The following is a 20,857-nucleotide window of genomic DNA, read 5'->3' on the forward strand; positions in this document are numbered from 1 at the left end:
CCGTTTCACAAATACTCCGCCTGTCGGCTTTATCCGTTTTCAGGAAATAATTTTATTCTTTAACGACCAAATCCGCCTCAAACACGCCCCTCAAGGCGTTGGAGAGGCGGATTTCTTCGGTGTGTTCCAGCATGTCGCGGGTGATGTGCGTTTCGATGACTGCGTTTGCGCCCAAGTAGGTTTGCGGCTGCTGCAACACGGCTTGGCGCATGACGCCGTTGAGGATGTCCAAATCCAGAGACGGGGTGAGCCATTGCCCTTGGTATTTGACGAACACGTTGCTTCTGCCGCCTTCGAGCAGGAGGTCGTCTGAATTGAAAAACAGGCTGTCGAACGCGCCTTGTGTTTCGGCGGTTTGCCATGCTTGGTCGAAGAGGGCGCGGCGGGTGGTTTTGAAGCGGCGCAGGTAGTCGCGGCGCGGGAGGGGTTGCGGGGCGGGGATAACGCGCTGCGGGGCGGACAGCTCGGCGGTGGCGGCATGGCTGAGGATGAGGCCGTCTGAAACGAGTTCGGCTTTCAGGCGGAAGAGACCTTCGGGCAGTTTGGCGATGTATTGTCGGATTCGAGTTTCGCAGTCATCGGGCAGGGGTAGGTTGAGGGCTTGGGCGGAGGTTTTCAGACGACCTAAATGCAGGTCGAGCAGGCGGCATTGCTTGTTTTCCACGCGCATGGTTTCGAAGATGCCGAAGGCGGGGCGCAATTCGTTGAGGAAGCGGGCTTTCCAGCCGCATTCCCGATATTCGGCGGCGGGGTTGCTGTCGATGACGATGCCGGAACCGACGCCGTACACCCCTTGATATAGTGGATGAACTTGAAACCGGTACGGCGTTTTCCCGCCTTGCCGTACTGTCTGTACTGTCTGCGGCTTCGTCGCCTTGTCCTGATTTGTTAATCCACTATTTAGGTCGTCTGAAAATGGAAGGTCGTCTGAAATCGGGTCTGAAACGGGTTTGAGCGATAAGGTGCGGATGACGACGTTGAATATGCCTTCAAATCCCAGTCCACCTTCACATGGTTTCAGGTAGCCGATGCTGCCGGTGTACAGGCCGCGCGGTTCGGCTTCGAGCGATTCGATAATCTGCATGCTCATGCGTTTGGGTGCGCCGGTGATGCTGCCGCAGGGGAAGGCGGCGCGGAGGATGTCGGCGGCGGTGATGTGCGGCAGGGCTTGGGCTTGGATGGTGCTGGTCATCTGCCAGACGCTGCCGAAACGCGATACTTTAAACGGCTCTGGCACGCATACTTTGCCGGTTTGGGCGATTTTGCCGAGGTCGTTGCGCAGCAAATCGACAATCATCACGTTTTCGGCGCGGTTTTTCGGGTCGGCTTGCAACTCGGCGGCGCGGCGTTCGTCTTGCCCGTCGCCCAAAATCGGCGCGGTGCCTTTCATCGGTTCGGTGCTGATGGTGCCGTCCGCACCGATTTTGAGGAAGAGTTCGGGCGAGAAACACAGCGTCCACGCGGATTTCCCTGCCTCATCAGGCAGGTGGGACAAAACGGCATAGGGGACGGGTTGGCGCAGGCGGCGGTAGAGGCTGACGGGATTGCCGTAGGCTTGCAGGTTCAGGCGGGTGGTGTAGTTGATTTGATAGGTGTCGCCGCGCCGGATGGCTTCGTGGATTTGGCGGATGTGATCGAGGTAATCGGCTTCGGATACGGAGGATTGCGGCGTGGAAATACCGGCGGGGAGGTCGTCTGAATTTTGGGCAAGCCAGCTTTCGGCATCGATGTCGGCGCAGTCGGCAAACCAATGCAGGGCAAGATTGCCGCCGCGTTCGGAATCCATCCCCATCAGCGGCAAACCGAATTCGTAGTCTGCAAACAACACCGAATGCAGCCCTTTTTGCCAGCCCTTTTGCAGCGTATCGTCCAGCGAATCCAGTTCGTTATGATGGAAAAGGCGGCTTTCCACATGATTTTGATAGAGTTTTGCGCGGCCGCTTACGGCATCGTCAAACAGGGCGAAATAGGGCATGGCTGTGGTGCAAATAGCCTGATTATACGCTGTTTTTACACAAATTAGCAGACCGCGCCGAAAAAAATGGCGCAGTGTAATTTTATGTAGTCCGCTGAGGGGCAAAGGAGTAGAATCAAACCATACCACACCATATCATTTCAAACTTAATCAATAAGGAGACCCTATGGCAGATCATCAGTTAGAACCGTTTGAAAACGTTGAATTGGGCGAAAAGCAAGACCAGTTGCAAGTTTTCGAAAAAGCCGTTTTGGAACACGAAGGACGCGGTACGGACGAAGATTCCGGCAGCGCACCACTTCCCGCCAACTACCCCTACAAACAACGTATGCGCCGCGCCGCATACGAGAAAGAAAAACAAAAGCTGCAAATCGAATTGCTGAAAGTGCAAAGCTGGGTCAAAGACTCCGGCCAACGCATCGTCAGCCTGTTTGAAGGCCGCGACGCCGCAGGCAAGGGCGGTACCATCAAACGCTTTATGGAACATTTGAACCCGCGCGGCGCGCGCGTCGTCGCACTGGAAAAACCGACTACCACCGAACGCGGCCAATGGTATTTCCAACGCTACATCCAAAACCTGCCGACCGCAGGCGAAATGGTATTCTTCGACCGCTCATGGTACAACCGCGCCGGCGTAGAGCGCGTGATGGGCTTCTGCGAACCCAACGAATACCTGCTCTTCATGCGCCAAACCCCTGAATTGGAACGCATGCTCGTCGCCAGCGGCATCCACCTCTTCAAATTCTGGTTCTCCGTATCCCGCGAAGAACAACTGCGCCGCTTCATCTCCCGCCGCGACGATCCCCTGAAACACTGGAAACTCTCCCCCGTGGACATCCAGTCGCTCGACCGCTGGGACGACTACACCGAAGCCAAAAACGCCATGTTCTTCCACACCCACACCGGCGACGCGCCTTGGGTCATCATCCGTTCCGACGACAAAAAACGCGCCCGCCTCAACTGTATCCGCTATTTCCTGCATCAGTTGGACTACCCGGGCAAAGACGTGAAAGCCATCGGCAAAGTGGACGAAAAAATCGTCCTTGTCCCCGATACGCGCTACAAAGAGAAAACCGTCGATATCGGTCATGACTGATTGAGCGGTCAGCCGTTTGAGCAGTAAAAAGGTCGTCTGAAAACCTGAAATATAGGTTTTCAGACGACCTTTTTTTGTTTCAACCAATTTATCCCAACGCAACTCCAACAGCCATTCGGGAACGCTATTCAAATTGTGCGAAATAAGACAATACGGTTTGCGGCAGCCATTGCAGGTTCAGACGACCCCCGTCGCGGCTGACGAAGCCGACGTGTCCGCCGTGTTCGGGCTGCAAAAGCGTGACGGACGGAGACACTTCATCCGCATTCGGCAGGGCTTCGGGCGGCAGGAAGGGGTCGTTGACGGCGTTGAGCAGCAGCAAAGGAACGGCTACCGTTTTGAGCCAAGGTTTGCACGAGGCGCGGCGGTAATAGTCGAAACGGTCGGCGAAGCCGTGCAGCGGCGCGGTAAACGTATCGTCGAAGTTGCCTAGCGTTTTGCATTGTTTCAACAGGGCGGCAACATCGCGGTCGGGATGGGCATTCTGCAAATCGGCAATGTCGCGGGCTTTGGGCAGCAACGAGTTCAAAAAATAACGGGTATATAACAGGCGCGACATGCCTTTGTCGAAACGCGTACCCGCCAGCGTCGCATCGACCGGCGCGGAAACGGCGGCAGCGGCGCGGGGCAGCGCATTGCTGCCTTGTTCGCCCAAATATTTTGCCAAAGCATTGCCGCCGAGCGAAACGCCTGCCGCATAAATGACGGGATAACGAGCGGCAAGCGTGTCGAGCATAAAGGCGATTTCGGGCGTATCGCCCAAATGGTAGAACACGGGCGCGGTATTGGGGATGCCGCCGCAACTGCGGAAATGGGCGACCACGCCGTTCCAGCCTTTGTCTTGTACCGCGCGCATCAGTTCGACCGCGTAATGGCTGCGGCTGCTGCCTTCCAAGCCGTGAAACAAAACCACCAGCGGCGCGTCGGGATTGGGGCTGTCGACAAAATCGTAGGCAACTTGTGCTTTGCCGGTGCTGTCGGGCAGCAACTCGCGCCGGTAAGCGGGGGAAGGGCGTTGCAGGAATTTGGCAAAGATGGTGTCGGCATGACCGTTGCGCAGCCAAAACGGCGTATTGGGCGATAAATTATTCATAATCTGAAGATATTTGGGAGACGGCAGGGTCGTCTGAAAGATAGCGACCCCTGAACACGAAATAATAAACCAACAACGCGGTCAGCGTGCCGTTTGTCCAGCCCGCCCAAACGTCGGTCGGGTAATGCACACCCAAATAAACGCGCGAAAAACCGGTACTCAGGGCAAAGGCAATGCCGATCAGCCACGCAACACGCCGATAAGGCGTCTCACTGCACAACATAATCATCATGACGGCGATGGCGGCGGAAAAGGTGCTGTGTCCGCTGGGAAACGAAAAATTAGTCTCTTCAATCATGCGCGGCCAAAACAGCGGCCGCGGCCGCTCGAACCAATCTTTAATCAACAGCATATTCAGCGTCGGTATCAAGGCGGCGCTCACGCAAAACAACGCGCCGCGACGGTTGCCGACCCGATACAGCCACCATGCCGCGATGCCGATTAAAGGCACGGCGATGACGGTTTTGCCCAAATAATGCAAAACAGTGGCAATAGGGAAAAAGCCTTCGCCGATGTTATGGTGGATCCACATCATCAAAGGTTTTTCAAATTCAAAACCGCCGTGCGTGTGCAAACGGACGGCAATCAACACCGCCAAAGGCAAAAATACCACACCGGCTATGAGCGCCGTGCGGCGGAAACGGATATGAAAATTGTGCATAAATCAAATAAAAATAGAGATTTGGAAAAGTTTTCCTGTTAATGAGCCATGTTTGATAAAAAACATCCGAAAGTGATAGTGCTTTTTATTGATTGTTGATAATTATTGCCTTTTTCTTACTGATAAATTAGGTAAATACACAAAGTAACTATTCTGACAATGCTATTCTACCCGCCCGGCAAAGCGGTTCAATATAGTGGATTAACTTTAAATCAGAACAAGGCGAGGCAACGCCGTACCGGTTTAAAGTTAATCCACTATAAAAGGGTATCCGCGTAAAGCCGCCACTGCCTTACGGTACGCCATGATACCGAACGGCAGTATCAATAATAAACACAACAGCAAACATTTCGGAGGCTATATGTCAATTTTGTTTTTAAATTTAATCATGATCATCAGTTTGGTATCCATCGTCACACTCGCCGCAGTCTGGATGATGGAGCCTAAATTGTAATACCGATCAAAGGTTGACTGCCGAACGCAGTCGGTTTTCTAAAAAGGTCGTCTGAAAACAAGCATAGCACGGTTTAAAACCCGCTACCTTTGTTTTCAGACGACCTTTTTTGCATTGGTTCTTTATCATCAACCCGTGATAACGCGCTTTACCGCCTGCACCATATCGGCAACCGCGTTTTCAGCGGTATGCAGGTAAAGGGCGGGTTCGACGAGTTCCAATTCATTGAGCAGCAACCTGTCGCCGATCAGCGTCCCGTCTATGCGGGCGTATGCCGGTATTTCAGGCAGCATGTCCAATATCTGCCGTGCGGTTTCGACTGCTTTTTCCGGCGGCGCGGCGGGGCTGACGGCGACGCCGTAGGCGGAATTGGCGCGCCATTCGCCTTGGGGCGGCATACGCAGTACGGCATGGCTGAAACGCCCTTCCAAAAACACCAGCGAGGTTTCGCCCGCCGTTTCGATTTCGCGGATATAAGGCTGGACGATGACGCCTTGCGGATAATCCCCCGCCTTCAACGACACTTCTCCCGCCCTGATTTTCGCCACGCCGCGCCCGCTCTGCCCGATAACGGGTTTGACGACCGCTTCCCGCCAGCCCCGATTTTTTAAAATGTCTTCCAATTTTTCTTTTTCAGACGACGTCTGCACGCTCGGAATCACATCCGCCCCCCATTCTGCCAAATCGCACAAATAACGTTTGTCCATGTTCCAACGCATCAGCCCAACGGGGTTGATAAACCTTTGCCCGCACGCTTCCGCTTCGGTCAGCCACTGCCCAAACGCTTCAGGCTCCGCCGCATAATCCCATGCACACAAAGGCAGGATGAAGGCGGATTTCGGGCGGTTTTGCCAGGGCGCGAAGGCGGTGGGGATGTTGTCGCGCGTCAGTGCGTCCGCCAGGGGCAGCAGGTTGGACGGCGGCTCGGGGTAGGTGAGGCAGGTGGTAATGGTCAGCATGGCGGACTTTCAAAAAATGAAATGACAGAATATTGACTCTTTGCTTGATGTTTCAGACGACCTTTTATAGTGGATTAACTTTAAACCAGTACGGCGTTGCCTCGCCTTAGCTCAAAGAGAACGATTCTCTAAGGTGCTGAAGCACCAAGTGAATCGGTTCCGTACTATCTGTACTGTCTGCGGCTTCGTCGCCTTGTCCTGATTTAAAGTTAATCCAATATATCGGGCAAACGGCAGGCGTCGTCTGAACAATAAACACCATCACGTTTGTAATAAAAACTTCCCTGAATAACGGAACTTTTCCGTTTATTTTAAATCCATTAGGCTCGCATTAAAAATAAGAAAGATTCTTATTTATATATAAATCAGATATAACATTATTATTAAAAGGATTTTACTCTAATGAAACTGTCGCGCTTCTCCTCCCTTGCCCTCGCCGCCGCATTGGCATTCGGCACTGCCGCCGTCCATGCCAAACCGGTTCAGATTACCGATGTCAACGGCCGCAAAGTAACCGTCGACCTGCCCGCCAAACGCGTGGTTTTGGGCTTTTATTATCAAGATTACATGGCCATCGGCGGCAAGGACGCGCTGAATAATGTGGTCGGCTTCTCCAAAGCGGTTTGGGCCGACTGGGCGCCGCCGAGCTGGGCGGCATTCAGCAAAGCCGTGCCCAAGTTGAACCAGCTTGCCGACGTGGGCGAGGTGGAAGTCGGCACATTCTCCGTTGAAAAAGTCTTGGCATTGAAACCCGATTTGCTGATTCTGGCGGACTGGCAGTACAAGGCTCTGGGTTCCGACCTTGCCCGCATCAACAAAGCGGGCATTCCGATTGTGGTGTTGGACTACAACGCGCAAACGGTCGCCAAACACATCCAATCGACCAAGCTTATCGGCACGCTGACCGGCCAACAGCAAAAAGCGGACAAGCTGGCGGCGGACTACAAACGCATCGCCGATACCATCCAAGCGCGCGTGAAAAAAGCCAATCTGCCCAAGCCTAAAGTGTATGTCGAGTTCGGCAACAAAGGCCCTGCGGAACACAGCGTAACCTTCGGCAAGAGCATGTGGGGTTCGATGGCGACACTGGTCGGCGGCAACAATATCGCCGCTTCTTCGGTTGAGTTCTACGGCCCGATCAATCCTGAAAAAGTCCTCGCCGCCAAACCCGACGTCATCGTGATTACCGGCCGCGAAACCGAATTGAAGAAAAGCCCGACCGCCATGGTGATGGGCTGGGGCATTCCGAAAGCTGAAGCGGAAAAACGCTTGGCCGGTTTTGCCAAACGTGCCGGCTGGGCGAACCTGCCTGCGATTAAAAACAACCGCCTCTACGCCGCCTACCACGCCAACTCGCGCACGCTTTCCGACGGCGCATCGATTCAATTTATGGCCAAAGCGGTTTATCCGCAGTTGTTCAAAGACTTCAATCCTGAGAAAACGTATACCGACTTCTACCGCCAAAACCTGCCTGTTGTACCAAACGGTACGTTCTACCTGTATCCGAAAGGGCAATAAGGCGGGCTTATGGGTTTCAGACGACCTTTTTATGCGGAAGGTCGTCTGAAAGCAGCATGGATTTTGTACAGAACCGTAGCGTGGGCTTTGCCCACGGGTAATGTTTGCAGAAATGATGGCGAACGGTCTGAGGTTTTCCCTGTTTTCGCGGGCAAAGCACTTCCTATCGTGCCGGGCGGGGAGTGTCAGGTGGGTTTGACTGTTTTGCCCTCTCCCTAGCCCTCTCCCGCGGGGAGAGGGAACAGATAACTGAAGTCCGACCATTGTTTTGATTCTCTGCCATTTGTTTCCTCTCCTACGGGGAGTAGCATTTGCAGAAATGATGGCAAATGGTATGAGGGTTTCCTGTTTTTTGTGGGCGAAGCCCATGCTACGACTTTTCGTCGTAGCGAGCGGGGAGTGTCAGGTGGGTTTGACTGTTTTGCCCTCTCCCTAGCCCTCTCCCACGGGGAGAGGGAATCGGATGACTGAGATTCAACTATTGTTGTGATTCCCTGCAATTTGTTCTCTTTCCCACGGAGAGAGGGTAAAGTCCGACCATTGCTGTGATTCTCTGCCATTTGTTCCCTCTCCCCGCGGGAGAGGGTTAGGGAGAGGGCAAAGCCGTTTGGAACGCCGTTATCCCGATTTTCAAAAAACCACCCTTCAAAACGGATACAGACAAAAGAGATTTTCGGGCATGAATATCTGACCTTGTTCCCTAATTTCAAAGGCTTAAGAAATGAATGATTCGGTTGTCGCCGAGATTGTGAGGAACCAGCGCAGGCTAGAAGGCAAGCGTTGGTTGATTGTTTTGATGTTTTTAATCATCGCGGCGGTCAGCTTCCTATTCGACATCGCCACCGGCCCGGCGATGACGGACACGCTGCCGGTCGGCGAAGTGGTCAATGTTTTGCTGGGCAAACCCGAAACGGACGAGATGAACCGCCTGATTGTGATGGATTTGCGCTTGCCGATTGCGGTGATGGCGTTGGTGGTCGGTGCGGCTTTGGGCGTCGGCGGGGCGGAGATTCAGACGCTGTTGAACAATCCGATGGCCAGCCCTTATACGCTGGGTTTGGCGGCGGCGGCGGGTTTGGGCGCGTCGGTAGTGATTGCGTTCGGCGGTTTCGGGCTGCCTGAAACGGTCGCCGTCCCCATCGGCGCGTTTGTGATGACCATGCTGGCTTCGGGTATCTTGTTTCTGTTTGCCTCGGCGCGCCGCTTCAACTCGGCGATGTTGGTGCTGGTGGGGATTGCGCTTTTGTTCCTGTTTCAGTCGATTCTGTCGCTGATTCAGTTTATCGCCGCGCCTGAGATTTCGCAGCAGATTCTGTTTTGGCTGTTCGGCAGCCTGACCAAGGCGACTTGGGAGACGGTTGCGGTTACGGCGGCCGTTACCGCAGTGTGCGTGCTGTTGCTTTCGCGCGATGTGTGGAAGCTGACCGCGCTGCGTTTGGGCGAAGAACGCGCCGTCGGGCTGGGCATCAATCTACAACTTTTGCGCCTGAAAACGCTGGTGTTGGTGGCAGTGATGACGGCGACAGCAATCAGTTTCGTCGGCGTGATCGGCTTTATCGGACTGGTCGCGCCGCATGTGGCACGGATTCTTTTGGGCGAAGACCAGCGTTTCTTCCTGCCCGGCGCGATGCTGGCGGGCGCGGCATTTTTGTCGGTGGCCAGCGTGTTGTCCAAGGTGATTATCCCCGGCGCGCTGTTTCCGGTGGGGATTGTTACGTCGTTTGTCGGCGTGCCGTTCTTCTTCTGGATTGTGTTAACGAAACGGTAGGTCGTCTGAAATGTTGAAACTTGAAAACGTCCATATCCGGCGCGGTGATTATGTCGTTGCTGACAGTATCGATTTGACGCTGGAACAGGGCAAAGTCTATTCCGTGCTCGGCCCGAACGGTACGGGCAAATCCTCGCTGATGAAAACGATTTTTGGCGAAGTGGCGCACAAAGGCACCATCCGCTACGGCGACGAAGTGTTGAGCAAAATCCACCTGCAAAGCTGGCGCAAACGCATAGGCTATATGCCGCAGGACACCGCCGCCGAAGCCTCGCTGACCGCGTTGGAAGTCGTGTTGCTCGGTCGCATGGACGCGCTGCACATGCACGTCGGCGACGAACTGCTGCACGAAGCCGCAAGTATTATGGCGGAGCTGGGCATCGGCCACTTGGCGCACCGCGACATCATGCGGCTTTCCGGCGGACAGCGGCAGCTCGTCATGTTTGCCCAAGTCATGCTGCGCCGCCCCGAAATCCTGATGCTGGACGAACCGGTCAGCGCGCTGGATATGCACCATCAGTTGAACCTCTTGGAGCGCGTGGTGCAATACACGCACGAACACAATCTGGTTACGCTGATGGTGTTGCACGATTTGAGCCTCGCCGCGCAGTTTTCAGACGGCGTGATTCTGCTCGGCGAAGGCAAAGTACAGGCGCAGGGCGCGCCGCAGGACGTGTTGCAGGCGGATATGATAAGCAGGTTGTATAAAGTGGACATCGAACTTTTATACGACAGCAAAGGCCTGCCCGTTATCCGTCCGATGCGGCAGAGTGCGTAACTTAACCTCTCCTGCAAATGTCAGATTTGAGCATCCGACCCGCGCTCTCCCTGCAACTTATCCCCTCTCCTGCGGGAGAGGGTTAGGGAGAGGGCGGTAAGCCCAAGGCTTACCTCTTAGACTCATCAGCCCGTCCCATATTTTTTATAGTGGATTAACTTTAAACCAGTACGGCGTTGCCTCGCCTTAGCTCAAAGAGAACGATTCTCTAAGGTGCTGAAGCACCAAGTGAATCGGTTCCGTACTATTTGTACTGTCTGCGGCTTCGTCGCCTTGTCCTGATTTAAATTTAATCCACTATATCCTTAGAAAGGACTCCCTCCATGAAAAAATCCCTCTTCCTCCTCATGCTGACCGCCTCCCTCGGCGCATACGCCGCCAACCACGAAGTCAAAATGCTCGACAACGGCAAAGACGGCAGCATGGTGTTTGAACCCGGCTACGTCAACGCCAAAGTCGGCGACACCGTAACCTTCAAAGCCGCCAACAAAGGCCACTGGGTGCAAAGCAAAGCCTTGCCTGGCGGTGTTGCCGACTTCCTCTCCGAAGACGGCAAAGACTTCACCCTCAAGCTCGACAAAGAAGGCGTGTACGTCTATACCTGCCCGCCGCACCGCATGATGAACATGAGCGGCGTGATTCAGGTCGGCAAACCGGTGAACAAAGCCAAAGCGCAAGCCGTTGTGGACGAACTGGAAAACCGCGCCATGCAGAGCAAAGGCCGTCTGAAAAAATACATGCAGCAGGTCAAATAAACCGCCGCACAAACAAAAGGTCGCCTGAAACCGCTTTCCCGTTTTCAGACGACCTTTTGCCAATCTTCATCCCCAATCCTCATTCCCCTTCCGCCGAAATCTTCTCGTTCAGAAAATCGATAAAACTGCGCACCTTCGCGCTCAAAAACGCCCTGTCCACATAAACCGCGTTTAATTGCTCGGTCCGCACCCGATATTCCGGCAGCAGGCTGACCAACCTGCCTTCCTTCAAATCCTGTCTGGCAGACCACAGCGGCTGATAGGCGATGCCCGCGCCCGCCCTGACCAATTCGCGTATCATCAGCGTATTGTCGCTTTGAATCACCGGATTGAGCGTCAGAATACTTTTTTCGCCCGTTTCCCGATGGGTGATTTCCAAATTGCGCTGGTCGGTGTAGGTCGGCAGGATGGCGGGATGGCGCATGACCTCTTCGGGCGTTTGCGGTTTGCCGTGTTTCGCCAGATACTCGGGCGAGGCAAGCAGGACGAATTGGATTTGCGCCAGCGGCTTGACGATAAGCGAGGGCGACAAGGTTTTTGCCACGCGCAAGGCAAGGTCGAAGCCTTCGGCAATCAAATCGACGTGGCGGTTGTCGAGCACCAAATCGAGCGTGACTTCGGGATAGCGTTCGCGGTATTCCGCCAGCCAAGTGCCGATTAAATTGCCCGCAAACCAAAGCGGCATGGTTACGCGCAACATGCCCTGCGGCGTATCCGCCCCGCCTGCCGCCTTTTGTGCGGCGGTGTCGAGCGTGTCGAGCGCGTAGCTGCATTGGCGGTAGTATTCTTCGCCCGCTTCGGTCAGGTGGAGGTTGCGGCTGTTGCGGTGCAGCAGCTTGGCCTTAATCGTATTTTCCAGATGGCTGACGTGTTTGCTCGCCATCGCGGAGGAAATATCAAGCTGCTCGGCGGCGCGGGTGAAGCTGCCGCTTTGGACGACTTGGCGGAAAACTTTAAGGCTGAACAGGGTATCCATGTTTTCTTTTAGGGAAACGTTGTATCAATAAAAGAAGTATATATCTACCGGCAGTAATTATCTATACTGCACAGATAAGATTAGTTTTCATTTAAACCCCGCATTTTGATAAGGAGAACCCCATGTCTGCAACCTGCGCCCGTATCCAACCTATTTTATTGTCCGTTTTGCGTATCGTAACCGCCTACCTCTTCCTCTTACACGGCACGTCGAAATTCTTCGGCTTCCCGACCGCCATGGGCAGCGGCTCGCCCGAAGGCTTGATGTTGGTGGCGGGCATTTTGGAAATCGCCGGCGGCATCCTATTGATTCTCGGACTGTTCACCCGTCCCGCCGCCTTCATCCTGTCCGGTCAGATGGCGGCTGCCTATTTCATGGCACACGCCTCCCAAGGTTCGGCGCTGTTCCCGCTTGCCAACGGCGGCGAATCGGCAGTATTGTTCTGCTTCGTGTTCCTCTATCTCGCAGCAGCCGGCGGCGGCTCATTGGCATTGGACAACCTGTTCGGCAAAAACAAATCCTGATAGACCCAAAGGTCGTCTGAAAACAAGCAAAGCGGGTTTTACGAATAGATTTCCAAACCCGCCAACCGATTAAACATCAATCAAAGGAAAAACAAAATGACTTATCAAACCTTGCAGCAAGCGGCAGAAACCCGCCGTTCCATTTACGCGCTGAATAAAAATCTGCCTGTCAGCAACGAAGAAATCAGCGAAATCGTCAAACATGCCGTTTTGCACACGCCTTCTTCCTTCAACTCGCAATCCACCCGCGTCGTCGTCCTTTTCGGCGAAGAACACGGCAAAGTGTGGCAATTCGTTGAAGACGCTTTGCGCGCCATCGTGCCTGCCGAACAATTCGAGCCGACCGCGCAAAAATTAAACCTGTTCAAAGCAGGCGCGGCGACCATTTTGTTCTTCGAAGACCAAAACGTCGTCAAAGGCCTGCAAGAGCAGTTCCCTTCTTATGCCGCCAACTTCCCCGTTTGGGCGGACCATGCGAACGCGATGACGCAATACGCCATCTGGACAACGCTTGCCGCCGCCGGCGTGGGCGCGAACCTGCAACACTACAACCCGCTGCCCGACGCCGCCATCGCCAAAGAATGGAGCCTGCCCGAAAGCTGGCTTCTGCGCGCGCAAATGGTTATCGGCGGCATCGAAGCGCCTGCCGGTGAAAAAGCCTTCGAGCCGGTGGAAAACCGTTTGAAAGTGTTCGGCGCATAATTGCCCGTCAAACAGAAAAAGGTCGTCTGAAAACCAATTTCGGTTTCAGACGACCTTTTGGTCAAATGGGCAAGGCTTAGGATAAACCAATCCGCAGCGTGGGCTTTGCCTGCGATTTTCCACCGAACATCCGAATCCAATCATCTCTGTTCATTCGTGGGTAGAACCCACGCTACGGGCGGCTCGGTTTTTAATCAGCATTATGAACCGTCATTCCCGCGCAGGCGGGAATCCATTGGAAATTTTAAGAAACAGATATTTAAAAAACAGTTTCCAAAATTCAAAAGTGGATTCCCGCCTGCGCGGGAATGACGACATGAGTATTTTTGATTTGAGTTGACGCATTCGGTATGGGAAGCAGTTGAACAGTTGAGGCAACGAATCCAAAGGTCGTCTGAAAATCAAGTATTCCGGTTTTCAGACGACCTTTCCGTCAAATGGGCATAGACTTGGGACAAACCGAACCCGTAGCGTGGGCTTTGCCCACGACCTTTCGCCCACTCTCTGCAATCCTTCTATAATAGGGTTTCCACCCAACCCCATATTTCGGGAAAGTCCAGCCCCGAGAAAGGACATCTCATGACCGCCCTGCAAACCATCGCCGAACACCTGACCCAACACCGCCAAACCGTAACCTGCGCCGAATCCTGCACCGGCGGCCTGTTGGCGGGCGCGTTTACCAGCATTGCGGGCAGCTCGCAATGGTTTCATCAAAGTTTCGTCACTTACAGCAACCAAGCCAAAGAAGAGCGCCTCGGCGTCATGCCCGACACGCTGCTGCAACACGGCGCGGTCAGCCGCGAAACCGTGTACGAAATGGCGCGAGGTGCCAAAGCCGTCGCCCAAGCCGACTACGCCCTCAGTATTTCCGGCATCGCAGGCCCGGGCGGCGGCAGCGCAGCGAAACCTGTCGGCACGGTTTGGTTCGGTTTGTCCACGCCGACCGAATCGCTGGAAGAGATGCAAGTCTTCAGCGGCGATCGCGAAGCCGTCAGAACACAGGCTGTCGAGTTTGCCCTGAATCTTTTGGCAAAACATTTGGTCTGACCGTTTTTTGTCGGCTGCGAATCTGTTGGCTTTTGAAAATCTGACATATGCGGTTTTCACATACCACATAAAAAAGCAGGGATGCCATCACGCACCCCTGTTTTTTATTTTCAGACGACCTTAAAACCGCGTACCCAAGCTGATGTGCCAACGGAGTTTTTTGTCTTGGTGTCCGTATGCGACGTCGAAGGAGAACGGGGCGACGGGGCTGAACCAGCGCACGCCGAGGCCGGTACCGTGTTTCATGCTCATGCGTTTGAAGTTGCCTGCGGCGTCGCCGACATCGTGGAAGACGGCGCCGGATACGCTTTTGGTAATCGGGAATTGGTATTCGAGGCTGCCGACCAGTAACGCCCTATCGGGTAGGACGGAATTTTTCGGGCCTTCCAAACCGATGCTGTCGAGTTCGTAACCGCGGATAGAAGATGCGCCGCCGGTGCGGAACATGAGGCTGGAAGGTACGTCTTCGCCTTCGCGGGCGTAAACGTAGCCTGCCTGTCCGCGGACGATGAAGGTGCCGAGTTTTTTGTTTTCAGGCGTGTAGAAATAGCCTGCGCGGGCGGTGGCGCGCGCCATGGCGGTGGAAGAAAGGAGCTTGCCCAGCGTTACGCCGATTTTGCCGTCGAGGTAGTAGCCGTTTTCGGGACGCAGCTCGGTTTCGATGTTTTGGCGTTTCCACGAGGCGGTCAGCATGGTGGCGTGGCTGCGGCCGAGGTCGTAATTGGTATCGGGCACTTTGCGGTCTTCGGTAATAAATTCGATACCGAGGCGCGATTCGATGCCGTTGCGGTCGCGCACGCGCCAAATACCGCTGGTCAGGGCGCGTTTTTCAAGGTTTTGCGTAGTCGAGCGGTTGTAGGACGTGTTGGTCGTCCAGTATTTGCCTTCGCTGTTGCGCGGCTGGCTGATACCGGCGGCAAGGGTGGTTTCGTATTTGTCCATGTCCCAAACAACGGAGCCGATGTAGCCTTTGTTGAAGAGGTTGTAGTAGTCGTAGCCGATACGTCCGCCGAGGCCGTATTCGGAATCGTAGCGGATACCGGTTTCGAGTTTGTGGCGTTTGACTTCGGTTACGTTGACTTTGACGGGCACGCGGTCGCCTTGGAGGCGGTCGAAGTCGGCTTGGACGGATGCGCCGGAGTAATGCCCGTTTTGTTCGAGCGCTTGTTGGAAGTCGAGCAATAGGTCGAGATCGTAAGGCGCGCCGGGTTTGAAGCGTGCCAGGCCGGCAACGACGTTGTCGGGATAGCGGCGGGTACCGGTGATTTCAAAGTCGCCGAAGTAAATGGGGCGATTGCTTTCGACGATCACGTTCAGATCGGCGGTGTTGTTGTTGGGGTTGACGGTGGCTTGGGTGTTGCTGAGTTTGGCAAGCGGGTATTTTTTGCGGGTTACTGCGCTGAGGACGGAGGTTTTACTGCCGCTCCAGCCGTCTTGGTCAAAGTATTCGCCAACAGGCTGCTGCCAATTGAGCATGGCTTTTTGGTAATACTCGGCAAGGTTGTCGTCTGAAAGGATGTCGCCGAGGATGGCAACGCTGACGTTGTCGATTTTGGTGCGCGGACCGGGATTGACGGCGACGGTGTAGCTCGCACCGTTGTCTTGGACATTGACGCTGCTGTTGAAATAGCCTTTGGTTTTGAGCATGGTTTTGACGTTGTCGGGTGCTTCTTCGGCGAGGAAGCCGACCTGCTCTTTGTCCAACTCTTCGTCCTGCTGCTGGGTAATCAGCGGCAGGTATTCTTCGAGCATGGATTTGACTTCGCTGTTTTTGGTTTCGATTTTGACGGGAAACTTGGGCGTCAGTTTGCCTACTTTGTCAGCCTGCTCGGATTGCCCGCCCTGCTTGAAGCCGGGAATCGGTTCGTAGTCTTCGGCACGCGGCAGATCGGCTGCGGCTGCGTGTCCGTAGGCAAGGGCGAGTGAGGCAATCAGGATGGGCGAAGTCAGTCTGGTCATGGCAAAAAATGTTTCAACGACAGAAGAGTTTTAAATTCTACCATTATTTTCAATCGGGTTTAAAACCCGACTCAAGGCAGAGGGGTCGTCTGAAAAGGCGGATACCCCTGTCTCTGCGCGACAGAAGCCAAACACATTAACTCCTTTCAAACCGAAAAATATGGCACAAACTGCCCAATTCTACAAAAAATCAAGCATTTTTCGCCACAACATTCAATTTAATCTGTAAACCTGCACAATAATTGATATTTTCTTTTAAAATGCAACGTTTCTTAACACATAAAGTAAGAGGATGTATCATGGCAAGTGGTAATCCACTGCTGAACGCAGTCAACCGTATCGGACTCGTACCGCAAATCATCATCGGTTTAATGTTGGGCGTACTGGTCGGTACCATCTCCCCGAAAGCAGGCATGAACGTCGGGCTGCTCGGCGAATTGTTCGTCGGCGCATTGAAAGCCGTCGCCCCCGTATTGGTGTTTGTCTTAGTGACCGCCGCGCTGGTGCAATACCGCAAAGGCGGCGAAGCCAAAATCAAACCCATCATTATTCTGTATCTCTTCGGCACATTTGCCGCCGCCGCAGTCGCCGTTGCCGCCAGTATGGCATTCCCGACTACACTGGTGTTTAAAGATATCGCCTCTTCCACCCTCGCACCACCGTCCGGCATCACCCAAGTCCTTAAAGAGCTTTTGATGAAGCTCGTGTCCAACCCGATTAACGCCATCGCACAAGCCAACTACATTGGTATTCTCGCATGGGCGTTGGTTTTAGGCTCCGCATTGCGCCACCACGGCTCCGACACCACCCGCCAAGTCGTCTCCGACCTCTCCGAAGCCGTTACCACCGTTGTGCAATGGGTTATCCGCTTCGCCCCCTTGGGTATTTTCGGACTGGTTTCCCAAACCGTCGCCGAAACCGGCTTTGCCGCCTTCCTCAGCTACGGACGCCTGCTGGCCGTCCTGCTCGGCAGCATGGCATTCATCGCCCTCGTCGTGAACCCGCTCATCGTCTGGTCGCAAACCCGCAAAAACCCCTACGGACTGGTCTTCACCTGCCTGCGCGAAAGCGGACTCTACGCCTTCTTTACCCGCTCCTCCGCCGCCAACATCCCCGTCAACATGGCATTGGCAAAAAAACTCGGCTTACATGAAGACACCTACTCCGTCTCCATCCCGCTGGGCGCAACCATCAACATGGCAGGCGCGGCGATTACCATCACCGTCTTAGCCATGGCAGCCGCCTACACCAAAGGCATCGTCGTCGACTACCCAACCGCCCTGCTCCTGAGCCTCGTCGCCACCGTCGGCGCATGCGGCGCATCCGGCGTTGCCGGCGGCTCGCTGCTGCTGATCCCCGTCGCCTGCAGCCTCTTGGGCATAGACAACGACTTCGCCATGCGCGTCGTCGGCGTCGGCATGATTATCGGCGTTATCCAAGACTCCGCCGAAACCGCCCTCAACTCCTCCACCGACGTACTCTTTACCGCCGCCGCCGACCTAGGCAGCCGCCGCAAAGGTTAAAGAGCCGGTTGTTTCGCAAAAAGTCAAAAGGTCGTCTGAAATTTCAGACGACCTTTTTAATCTAAATTATGGATGAGCTTTAAGACATTGCCCCGAAGCTGCCATGTTCAGTTTCATTACTTCAGCTTTACCTTCAGCCTCCGAAACCTGCTTCACATTTGCGCCTCCGACAAAAGCACCCATTTTGATATATTGACGTACGAAATAATGTTTTCCCGCTTCTGTATGTAGCGACAGGCTATTGGTTGAGAACTCCGAAGCAGTCGTTACCACATGCTCTTTACCCCCTTCAACTTCCGTATAGAAGAACACATTTGGCGCAGACGTACCCAGGCAGTGACCATCTACCCAAAGATCTTTCTTCAAAGCACCACCAAGCACGCCTGAACGATATATGTAAAGTCCTGCCTTACCTTCAGTAGGAGTCTCAAAAGTTTTAGCTTTTGAGGAAACATCTGCATTACCCATCGGTACAGAAGTGACACAGGCAGATAGCATCAAAACGGCAGATACTGCCGCCAGCATTGAAAATTTCATTATATTTCCCTTTCTTTATACATTAATAAAATTGCTACTGGGCAAGGTAGGTCGACACTCATACTATGAATTAAGCCAACCCACCCCAAAAGCTGCAAGAGTTTAATGGATTGCTCCGCGTTCCGCGCTGAAGCTGGTGTTCAAACTTTCCAGTTGCCCGACAATTGCTTCACCTTGAAATGTTGCCTTACCTGCCACTTCTTCTGCTTTTGGCCCGTAAAACTTACCTTCATAGCGGCCTTCTACGGTACGGAACAGAATATTATCCTCACCTGCGGTTGCCCTACCCGAAAAACCGTTGCCTTTAATGTCGGTTTCTTTCAAGGAAATATCGCGACGGAATGCGCCAAGAACCCCTTTATTGATTGCCAAATCTCCACTGATTTTTTTACGTCCAAAGTCGGCATACAGGGTTGAGGTTCCGATATTCGTTACGTTACCAGAAATATTGTCATAACGGCTGGCATTACCCCTATATGTTGCAATACCTGATTTCGGCATATCAGCTGTACCGGTTTCCAAGCCAAAATAGAAAATGTCACGTTTCGGATCTTTAGATACGTTGTATGCGGCGGTTAAGGCTTTGGAAAGGGCAAGCCCTGTCAAACCACCGATTTGTCCGACATTTTCATCAATTAACTTCAATACGACACCATCAACAATTAATTGAGTAGCATCAGGTGCTTTTACCAATGCTCCGTTAAAGGTGTACCGGCGGTTGTGTCCTGATAATGTAGCAATTGTGTTCCCGTTGGTGTTTTTGATGTCCAATCCTTCCAATTCCCCTTTGTGGAAATGATTTTTGTCAATAAAGAATCCAGTATTACTTAATTTTTTTTCCGTCGGTTTATCTTGTGTTGACGGCACGATCTCACTGCCTGATGTATTTTCGCTAACTTGTTCGGTTGTTTGTGATGCTTGTTGATCGCTTTCTCTAGAATACTTATTCTCAGAGGATGAACCCGAGCTTACAGTATCAGGATTCACCGTTGGTGTCGGTGCAGCTGTCGGTGTCGTACCACCACCTCCGCCTCCTCCGCAAGCTCCTAATAGAATTGCTGTCGCACAAAGCAAGAAAGATTTTTTCATTTTATATTCCTGTGTTTGAATAGAAGATGTATTGAAAAATGTAATAGCTAGTTATTGCCGACATTTTGCTTTACTAATTAATGCATAAATTTGCAAAGATATGCCATCCAGGATAATATATTTACCGCGTATCCCTTATCAATACCAATTATTATGCTTTAAGACCGTTTATCGGAATAAATTCCCAATTTTAATTACATTCGACTACAAGGAGACTGTGAATGTCTGTCAACAACAAAATCCGTGCTTTGCGTGAGTTGAACAATTGGTCACAGGAAGATATGGCAGAACGGCTGAATATGTCGAAAAGCAGTTATTCTCGGCTTGAACGGGACGAGAGAAAATTGGATTTAGTAAAGTTGGAAAAGCTGGCAGCAATTTTTAAAATCGATATTGGTGAATTGATTGCTTCGGATGATAAAGAATTAGTTTTATTGATCGGAACGAACAACAGCAATAATCCCGATTATGGGGTAAATGGGCAGATTAAGATTGAACTCGAAAAACTAAAGCTAGGCTTGGAACACAGCCGTGAACTGCTGGCTCACAAGGATTTGCTGCTGGCGCAAAAGGATCGGGAGATTTCAGCTTTGCGGCAGTTGGTAGCGCAGCTGCAAAAGTAAGTTATTAAAGAATGAAAGGTCGTCTGAAAATCCTGTTTTCAGACGACCTTTTGCTGTATGAATTTCGTAAAATCTTAAGAACAAGCGGAACCTGCCCGTACAGCCGCGTTCCAATTACTTTCATCATTTTAGGATTCGGATGTTCAAAAAAGCCCTTGTTTTTATATTGATTTTGTTCTTTACCGCCGCGCTTTTGCCGCTGTGGATCATGTGGCGCGATTTTTGGGTGTCGCGGTTAGATGCAGATACGGTGCGTCCGGCGGATGCTGCGGTCGTGCTTTCGACCCGTTCTTATGAAGGGGGTCGTCTGAATCCTTGTTTGGTGGCGCGCGTTGAAGCGGCTGTCGAGCTGTATCGTGCCGGCAAGGTGAAAAAGCTGGTGATGTCGGGCGGACTCAGCCGCGATTTTCAGTCTGCTTCGGGCAATATGCAGGCGATTGCGGAGAAGATGGGGGTGCCGAAGGCGGACATTATCCAAGAGCGACGGGCGGAAAATACGTTTGAGAACATTGTGTTCAGCCGCGATTTTATTGAAAACAGCCCGCGCGTCGTCATTGTCAGCGCCGGTTTTCACTTGGCGCGGGCGCGGATGATGGCGGACAAGCAGTGGCAGGGACACGATATTCAGGTGTATGCCGCACCGTTTTGTTCCGAGCCTTACGGCGGCTATGGTTACACGGTATTGCGCGAGTCGGCGGCGTTTGTCAAAAACGCTTTGAAGGGAAGGTTGTAGTTTCAGACGACCCGAAGTTGCCGGGTCAAATCATGTATAATTGCAAACAATTTGACTGTTTGATTTAACCGTTTGACCGACCTACCG

19 protein-coding genes are annotated in these 20,857 nt (G+C 53.1%); 11 read left to right on the forward strand and 8 right to left on the reverse strand.

Features of this window, described 5'->3' with window-relative positions; genetic code table 11:
- Positions 1 to 52: 52 nt before the first annotated feature.
- A complete protein-coding gene (locus HMPREF1051_RS07180) occupies positions 53 to 1,975 on the reverse strand; it encodes a bifunctional chorismate-binding protein/class IV aminotransferase (RefSeq protein ID WP_036492398.1) in 1,923 nt (640 codons plus the stop codon).
- Between the two features lie 166 nt (positions 1,976 to 2,141).
- Between HMPREF1051_RS07180 and ppk2 the strand changes: the two genes are divergently transcribed.
- On the forward strand, positions 2,142 to 3,071 hold the full coding sequence (ppk2, locus tag HMPREF1051_RS07185; RefSeq protein WP_003766403.1) for a polyphosphate kinase 2: 930 nt from the start codon (positions 2,142 to 2,144) through the stop codon (positions 3,069 to 3,071).
- Positions 3,072 to 3,195: 124 nt separating this feature from the next.
- On the opposite strand, the gene HMPREF1051_RS07190 is transcribed toward ppk2, so the two are convergent.
- From HMPREF1051_RS07190 to HMPREF1051_RS07205, 3 genes are all read right to left on the reverse strand, one after another.
- Positions 3,196 to 4,164, reverse strand: coding sequence for a YheT family hydrolase (locus HMPREF1051_RS07190; RefSeq protein ID WP_003766406.1), 969 nt, complete (start codon positions 4,162 to 4,164; stop codon positions 3,196 to 3,198).
- Positions 4,157 to 4,825: a phosphatase PAP2 family protein gene (locus tag HMPREF1051_RS07195; RefSeq protein WP_036492401.1), complete on the reverse strand. Its 669-nt coding sequence runs from the start codon at positions 4,823 to 4,825 to the stop codon at positions 4,157 to 4,159. The genes HMPREF1051_RS07190 and HMPREF1051_RS07195 overlap by 8 nt, the downstream gene beginning before the upstream one ends.
- A 582-nt stretch (positions 4,826 to 5,407) precedes the next feature.
- Positions 5,408 to 6,238 (reverse strand): ATP-grasp domain-containing protein, encoded by an 831-nt coding sequence (locus HMPREF1051_RS07205; protein WP_003766439.1) that lies wholly within the window; start codon positions 6,236 to 6,238, stop codon positions 5,408 to 5,410.
- Positions 6,239 to 6,640: 402 nt separating this feature from the next.
- On the opposite strand from HMPREF1051_RS07205, the gene HMPREF1051_RS07210 reads away from it, so the two are divergent.
- From HMPREF1051_RS07210 to HMPREF1051_RS07225, 4 genes are all read left to right on the forward strand, one after another.
- Positions 6,641 to 7,756, forward strand: coding sequence for an ABC transporter substrate-binding protein (locus HMPREF1051_RS07210; RefSeq protein WP_003766457.1), 1,116 nt, complete (start codon positions 6,641 to 6,643; stop codon positions 7,754 to 7,756).
- Between the two features lie 721 nt (positions 7,757 to 8,477).
- A complete protein-coding gene (locus HMPREF1051_RS07215; RefSeq protein ID WP_036492404.1) occupies positions 8,478 to 9,524 on the forward strand; it encodes a FecCD family ABC transporter permease in 1,047 nt (348 codons plus the stop codon).
- Positions 9,525 to 9,534: 10 nt separating this feature from the next.
- Positions 9,535 to 10,302, forward strand: a complete 768-nt coding sequence (locus HMPREF1051_RS07220) for an ABC transporter ATP-binding protein (protein WP_003766435.1) — start codon at positions 9,535 to 9,537, stop codon at positions 10,300 to 10,302.
- A 323-nt stretch (positions 10,303 to 10,625) separates the two neighbouring features.
- Entirely contained in the window at positions 10,626 to 11,057 is a 432-nt protein-coding gene (locus HMPREF1051_RS07225; protein ID WP_003766441.1) for a plastocyanin/azurin family copper-binding protein, read from the forward strand.
- Positions 11,058 to 11,136: 79 nt separating this feature from the next.
- On the opposite strand, the gene HMPREF1051_RS07230 is transcribed toward HMPREF1051_RS07225, so the two are convergent.
- Positions 11,137 to 12,033 (reverse strand): LysR family transcriptional regulator, encoded by an 897-nt coding sequence (locus tag HMPREF1051_RS07230; protein WP_003766479.1) that lies wholly within the window; start codon positions 12,031 to 12,033, stop codon positions 11,137 to 11,139.
- A gap of 122 nt (positions 12,034 to 12,155) precedes the next feature.
- Between HMPREF1051_RS07230 and HMPREF1051_RS07235 the strand changes: the two genes are divergently transcribed.
- From HMPREF1051_RS07235 to HMPREF1051_RS07245, 3 genes are all read left to right on the forward strand, one after another.
- Positions 12,156 to 12,557, forward strand: a complete 402-nt coding sequence (locus HMPREF1051_RS07235) for a DoxX family protein (RefSeq protein WP_003766515.1) — start codon at positions 12,156 to 12,158, stop codon at positions 12,555 to 12,557.
- A gap of 96 nt (positions 12,558 to 12,653) precedes the next feature.
- Positions 12,654 to 13,259: a nitroreductase family protein gene (locus HMPREF1051_RS07240; RefSeq protein WP_003766461.1), complete on the forward strand. Its 606-nt coding sequence runs from the start codon at positions 12,654 to 12,656 to the stop codon at positions 13,257 to 13,259.
- 579 nt (positions 13,260 to 13,838) lie between these two features.
- Positions 13,839 to 14,306 (forward strand): CinA family protein, encoded by a 468-nt coding sequence (locus tag HMPREF1051_RS07245; RefSeq protein WP_003766386.1) that lies wholly within the window; start codon positions 13,839 to 13,841, stop codon positions 14,304 to 14,306.
- 120 nt (positions 14,307 to 14,426) lie between these two features.
- Here HMPREF1051_RS07245 and HMPREF1051_RS07250 read toward each other — a convergent pair whose 3' ends face one another.
- Positions 14,427 to 16,265 (reverse strand): autotransporter assembly complex protein TamA, encoded by a 1,839-nt coding sequence (locus HMPREF1051_RS07250; protein ID WP_003766518.1) that lies wholly within the window; start codon positions 16,263 to 16,265, stop codon positions 14,427 to 14,429.
- A 299-nt stretch (positions 16,266 to 16,564) separates the two neighbouring features.
- On the opposite strand from HMPREF1051_RS07250, the gene sstT reads away from it, so the two are divergent.
- The gene (gene sstT, locus HMPREF1051_RS07255; protein ID WP_003766450.1) at positions 16,565 to 17,788 is read left to right on the forward strand and encodes a serine/threonine transporter SstT; all 1,224 of its coding nucleotides are present in this window, start codon (positions 16,565 to 16,567) and stop codon (positions 17,786 to 17,788) included.
- Positions 17,789 to 17,854: 66 nt separating this feature from the next.
- Here the strand turns inward: sstT and HMPREF1051_RS07260 are convergent, their stop codons facing one another.
- Together HMPREF1051_RS07260 and HMPREF1051_RS07265 are read right to left on the reverse strand one after the other, a co-directional pair.
- Positions 17,855 to 18,325 carry a DUF2846 domain-containing protein gene (locus tag HMPREF1051_RS07260; protein WP_036492407.1) on the reverse strand — a complete coding sequence of 157 codons (471 nt, stop codon included), beginning with the start codon at positions 18,323 to 18,325 and terminating at the stop codon, positions 17,855 to 17,857.
- A 102-nt stretch (positions 18,326 to 18,427) separates the two neighbouring features.
- The gene (locus HMPREF1051_RS07265; protein ID WP_049229573.1) at positions 18,428 to 19,414 is read right to left on the reverse strand and encodes a Slam-dependent surface lipoprotein; all 987 of its coding nucleotides are present in this window, start codon (positions 19,412 to 19,414) and stop codon (positions 18,428 to 18,430) included.
- A gap of 221 nt (positions 19,415 to 19,635) precedes the next feature.
- On the opposite strand from HMPREF1051_RS07265, the gene HMPREF1051_RS07270 reads away from it, so the two are divergent.
- Positions 19,636 to 20,037: a helix-turn-helix domain-containing protein gene (locus HMPREF1051_RS07270; protein ID WP_003766491.1), complete on the forward strand. Its 402-nt coding sequence runs from the start codon at positions 19,636 to 19,638 to the stop codon at positions 20,035 to 20,037.
- A 139-nt stretch (positions 20,038 to 20,176) separates the two neighbouring features.
- Complete coding sequence (locus HMPREF1051_RS07275; RefSeq protein ID WP_003766482.1) at positions 20,177 to 20,770, forward strand: YdcF family protein; 594 nt, start codon at positions 20,177 to 20,179, stop codon at positions 20,768 to 20,770.
- The last annotated feature ends 87 nt before the right edge of the window (positions 20,771 to 20,857 follow it).

The organism is Neisseria sicca VK64 (genome assembly GCF_000260655.1).
In the GTDB taxonomy this organism is placed as follows: domain Bacteria; phylum Pseudomonadota; class Gammaproteobacteria; order Burkholderiales; family Neisseriaceae; genus Neisseria; species Neisseria sicca_B.

Coding starts and splice junctions, on each gene's coding strand:
- sstT (WP_003766450.1), top strand. CDS start 16,565: ATGGCAAGTGGTAATCCACTGCTGAACGCAGTCAACCGTATCGGACTC.
- HMPREF1051_RS07240 (WP_003766461.1), top strand. CDS start 12,654: ATGACTTATCAAACCTTGCAGCAAGCGGCAGAAACCCGCCGTTCCATT.
- HMPREF1051_RS07235 (WP_003766515.1), top strand. CDS start 12,156: ATGTCTGCAACCTGCGCCCGTATCCAACCTATTTTATTGTCCGTTTTG.
- HMPREF1051_RS07230 (WP_003766479.1), bottom strand. CDS start 12,033: ATGGATACCCTGTTCAGCCTTAAAGTTTTCCGCCAAGTCGTCCAAAGC.
- HMPREF1051_RS07225 (WP_003766441.1), top strand. CDS start 10,626: ATGAAAAAATCCCTCTTCCTCCTCATGCTGACCGCCTCCCTCGGCGCA.
- HMPREF1051_RS07215 (WP_036492404.1), top strand. CDS start 8,478: ATGAATGATTCGGTTGTCGCCGAGATTGTGAGGAACCAGCGCAGGCTA.
- HMPREF1051_RS07205 (WP_003766439.1), bottom strand. CDS start 6,238: ATGCTGACCATTACCACCTGCCTCACCTACCCCGAGCCGCCGTCCAAC.
- ppk2 (WP_003766403.1), top strand. CDS start 2,142: ATGGCAGATCATCAGTTAGAACCGTTTGAAAACGTTGAATTGGGCGAA.
- HMPREF1051_RS07195 (WP_036492401.1), bottom strand. CDS start 4,825: ATGCACAATTTTCATATCCGTTTCCGCCGCACGGCGCTCATAGCCGGT.
- HMPREF1051_RS07210 (WP_003766457.1), top strand. CDS start 6,641: ATGAAACTGTCGCGCTTCTCCTCCCTTGCCCTCGCCGCCGCATTGGCA.
- HMPREF1051_RS07270 (WP_003766491.1), top strand. CDS start 19,636: ATGTCTGTCAACAACAAAATCCGTGCTTTGCGTGAGTTGAACAATTGG.
- HMPREF1051_RS07275 (WP_003766482.1), top strand. CDS start 20,177: ATGTTCAAAAAAGCCCTTGTTTTTATATTGATTTTGTTCTTTACCGCC.
- HMPREF1051_RS07180 (WP_036492398.1), bottom strand. CDS start 1,975: ATGCCCTATTTCGCCCTGTTTGACGATGCCGTAAGCGGCCGCGCAAAA.
- HMPREF1051_RS07260 (WP_036492407.1), bottom strand. CDS start 18,325: ATGAAATTTTCAATGCTGGCGGCAGTATCTGCCGTTTTGATGCTATCT.
- HMPREF1051_RS07220 (WP_003766435.1), top strand. CDS start 9,535: ATGTTGAAACTTGAAAACGTCCATATCCGGCGCGGTGATTATGTCGTT.
- HMPREF1051_RS07250 (WP_003766518.1), bottom strand. CDS start 16,265: ATGACCAGACTGACTTCGCCCATCCTGATTGCCTCACTCGCCCTTGCC.
- HMPREF1051_RS07265 (WP_049229573.1), bottom strand. CDS start 19,414: ATGAAAAAATCTTTCTTGCTTTGTGCGACAGCAATTCTATTAGGAGCT.
- HMPREF1051_RS07190 (WP_003766406.1), bottom strand. CDS start 4,164: ATGAATAATTTATCGCCCAATACGCCGTTTTGGCTGCGCAACGGTCAT.
- HMPREF1051_RS07245 (WP_003766386.1), top strand. CDS start 13,839: ATGACCGCCCTGCAAACCATCGCCGAACACCTGACCCAACACCGCCAA.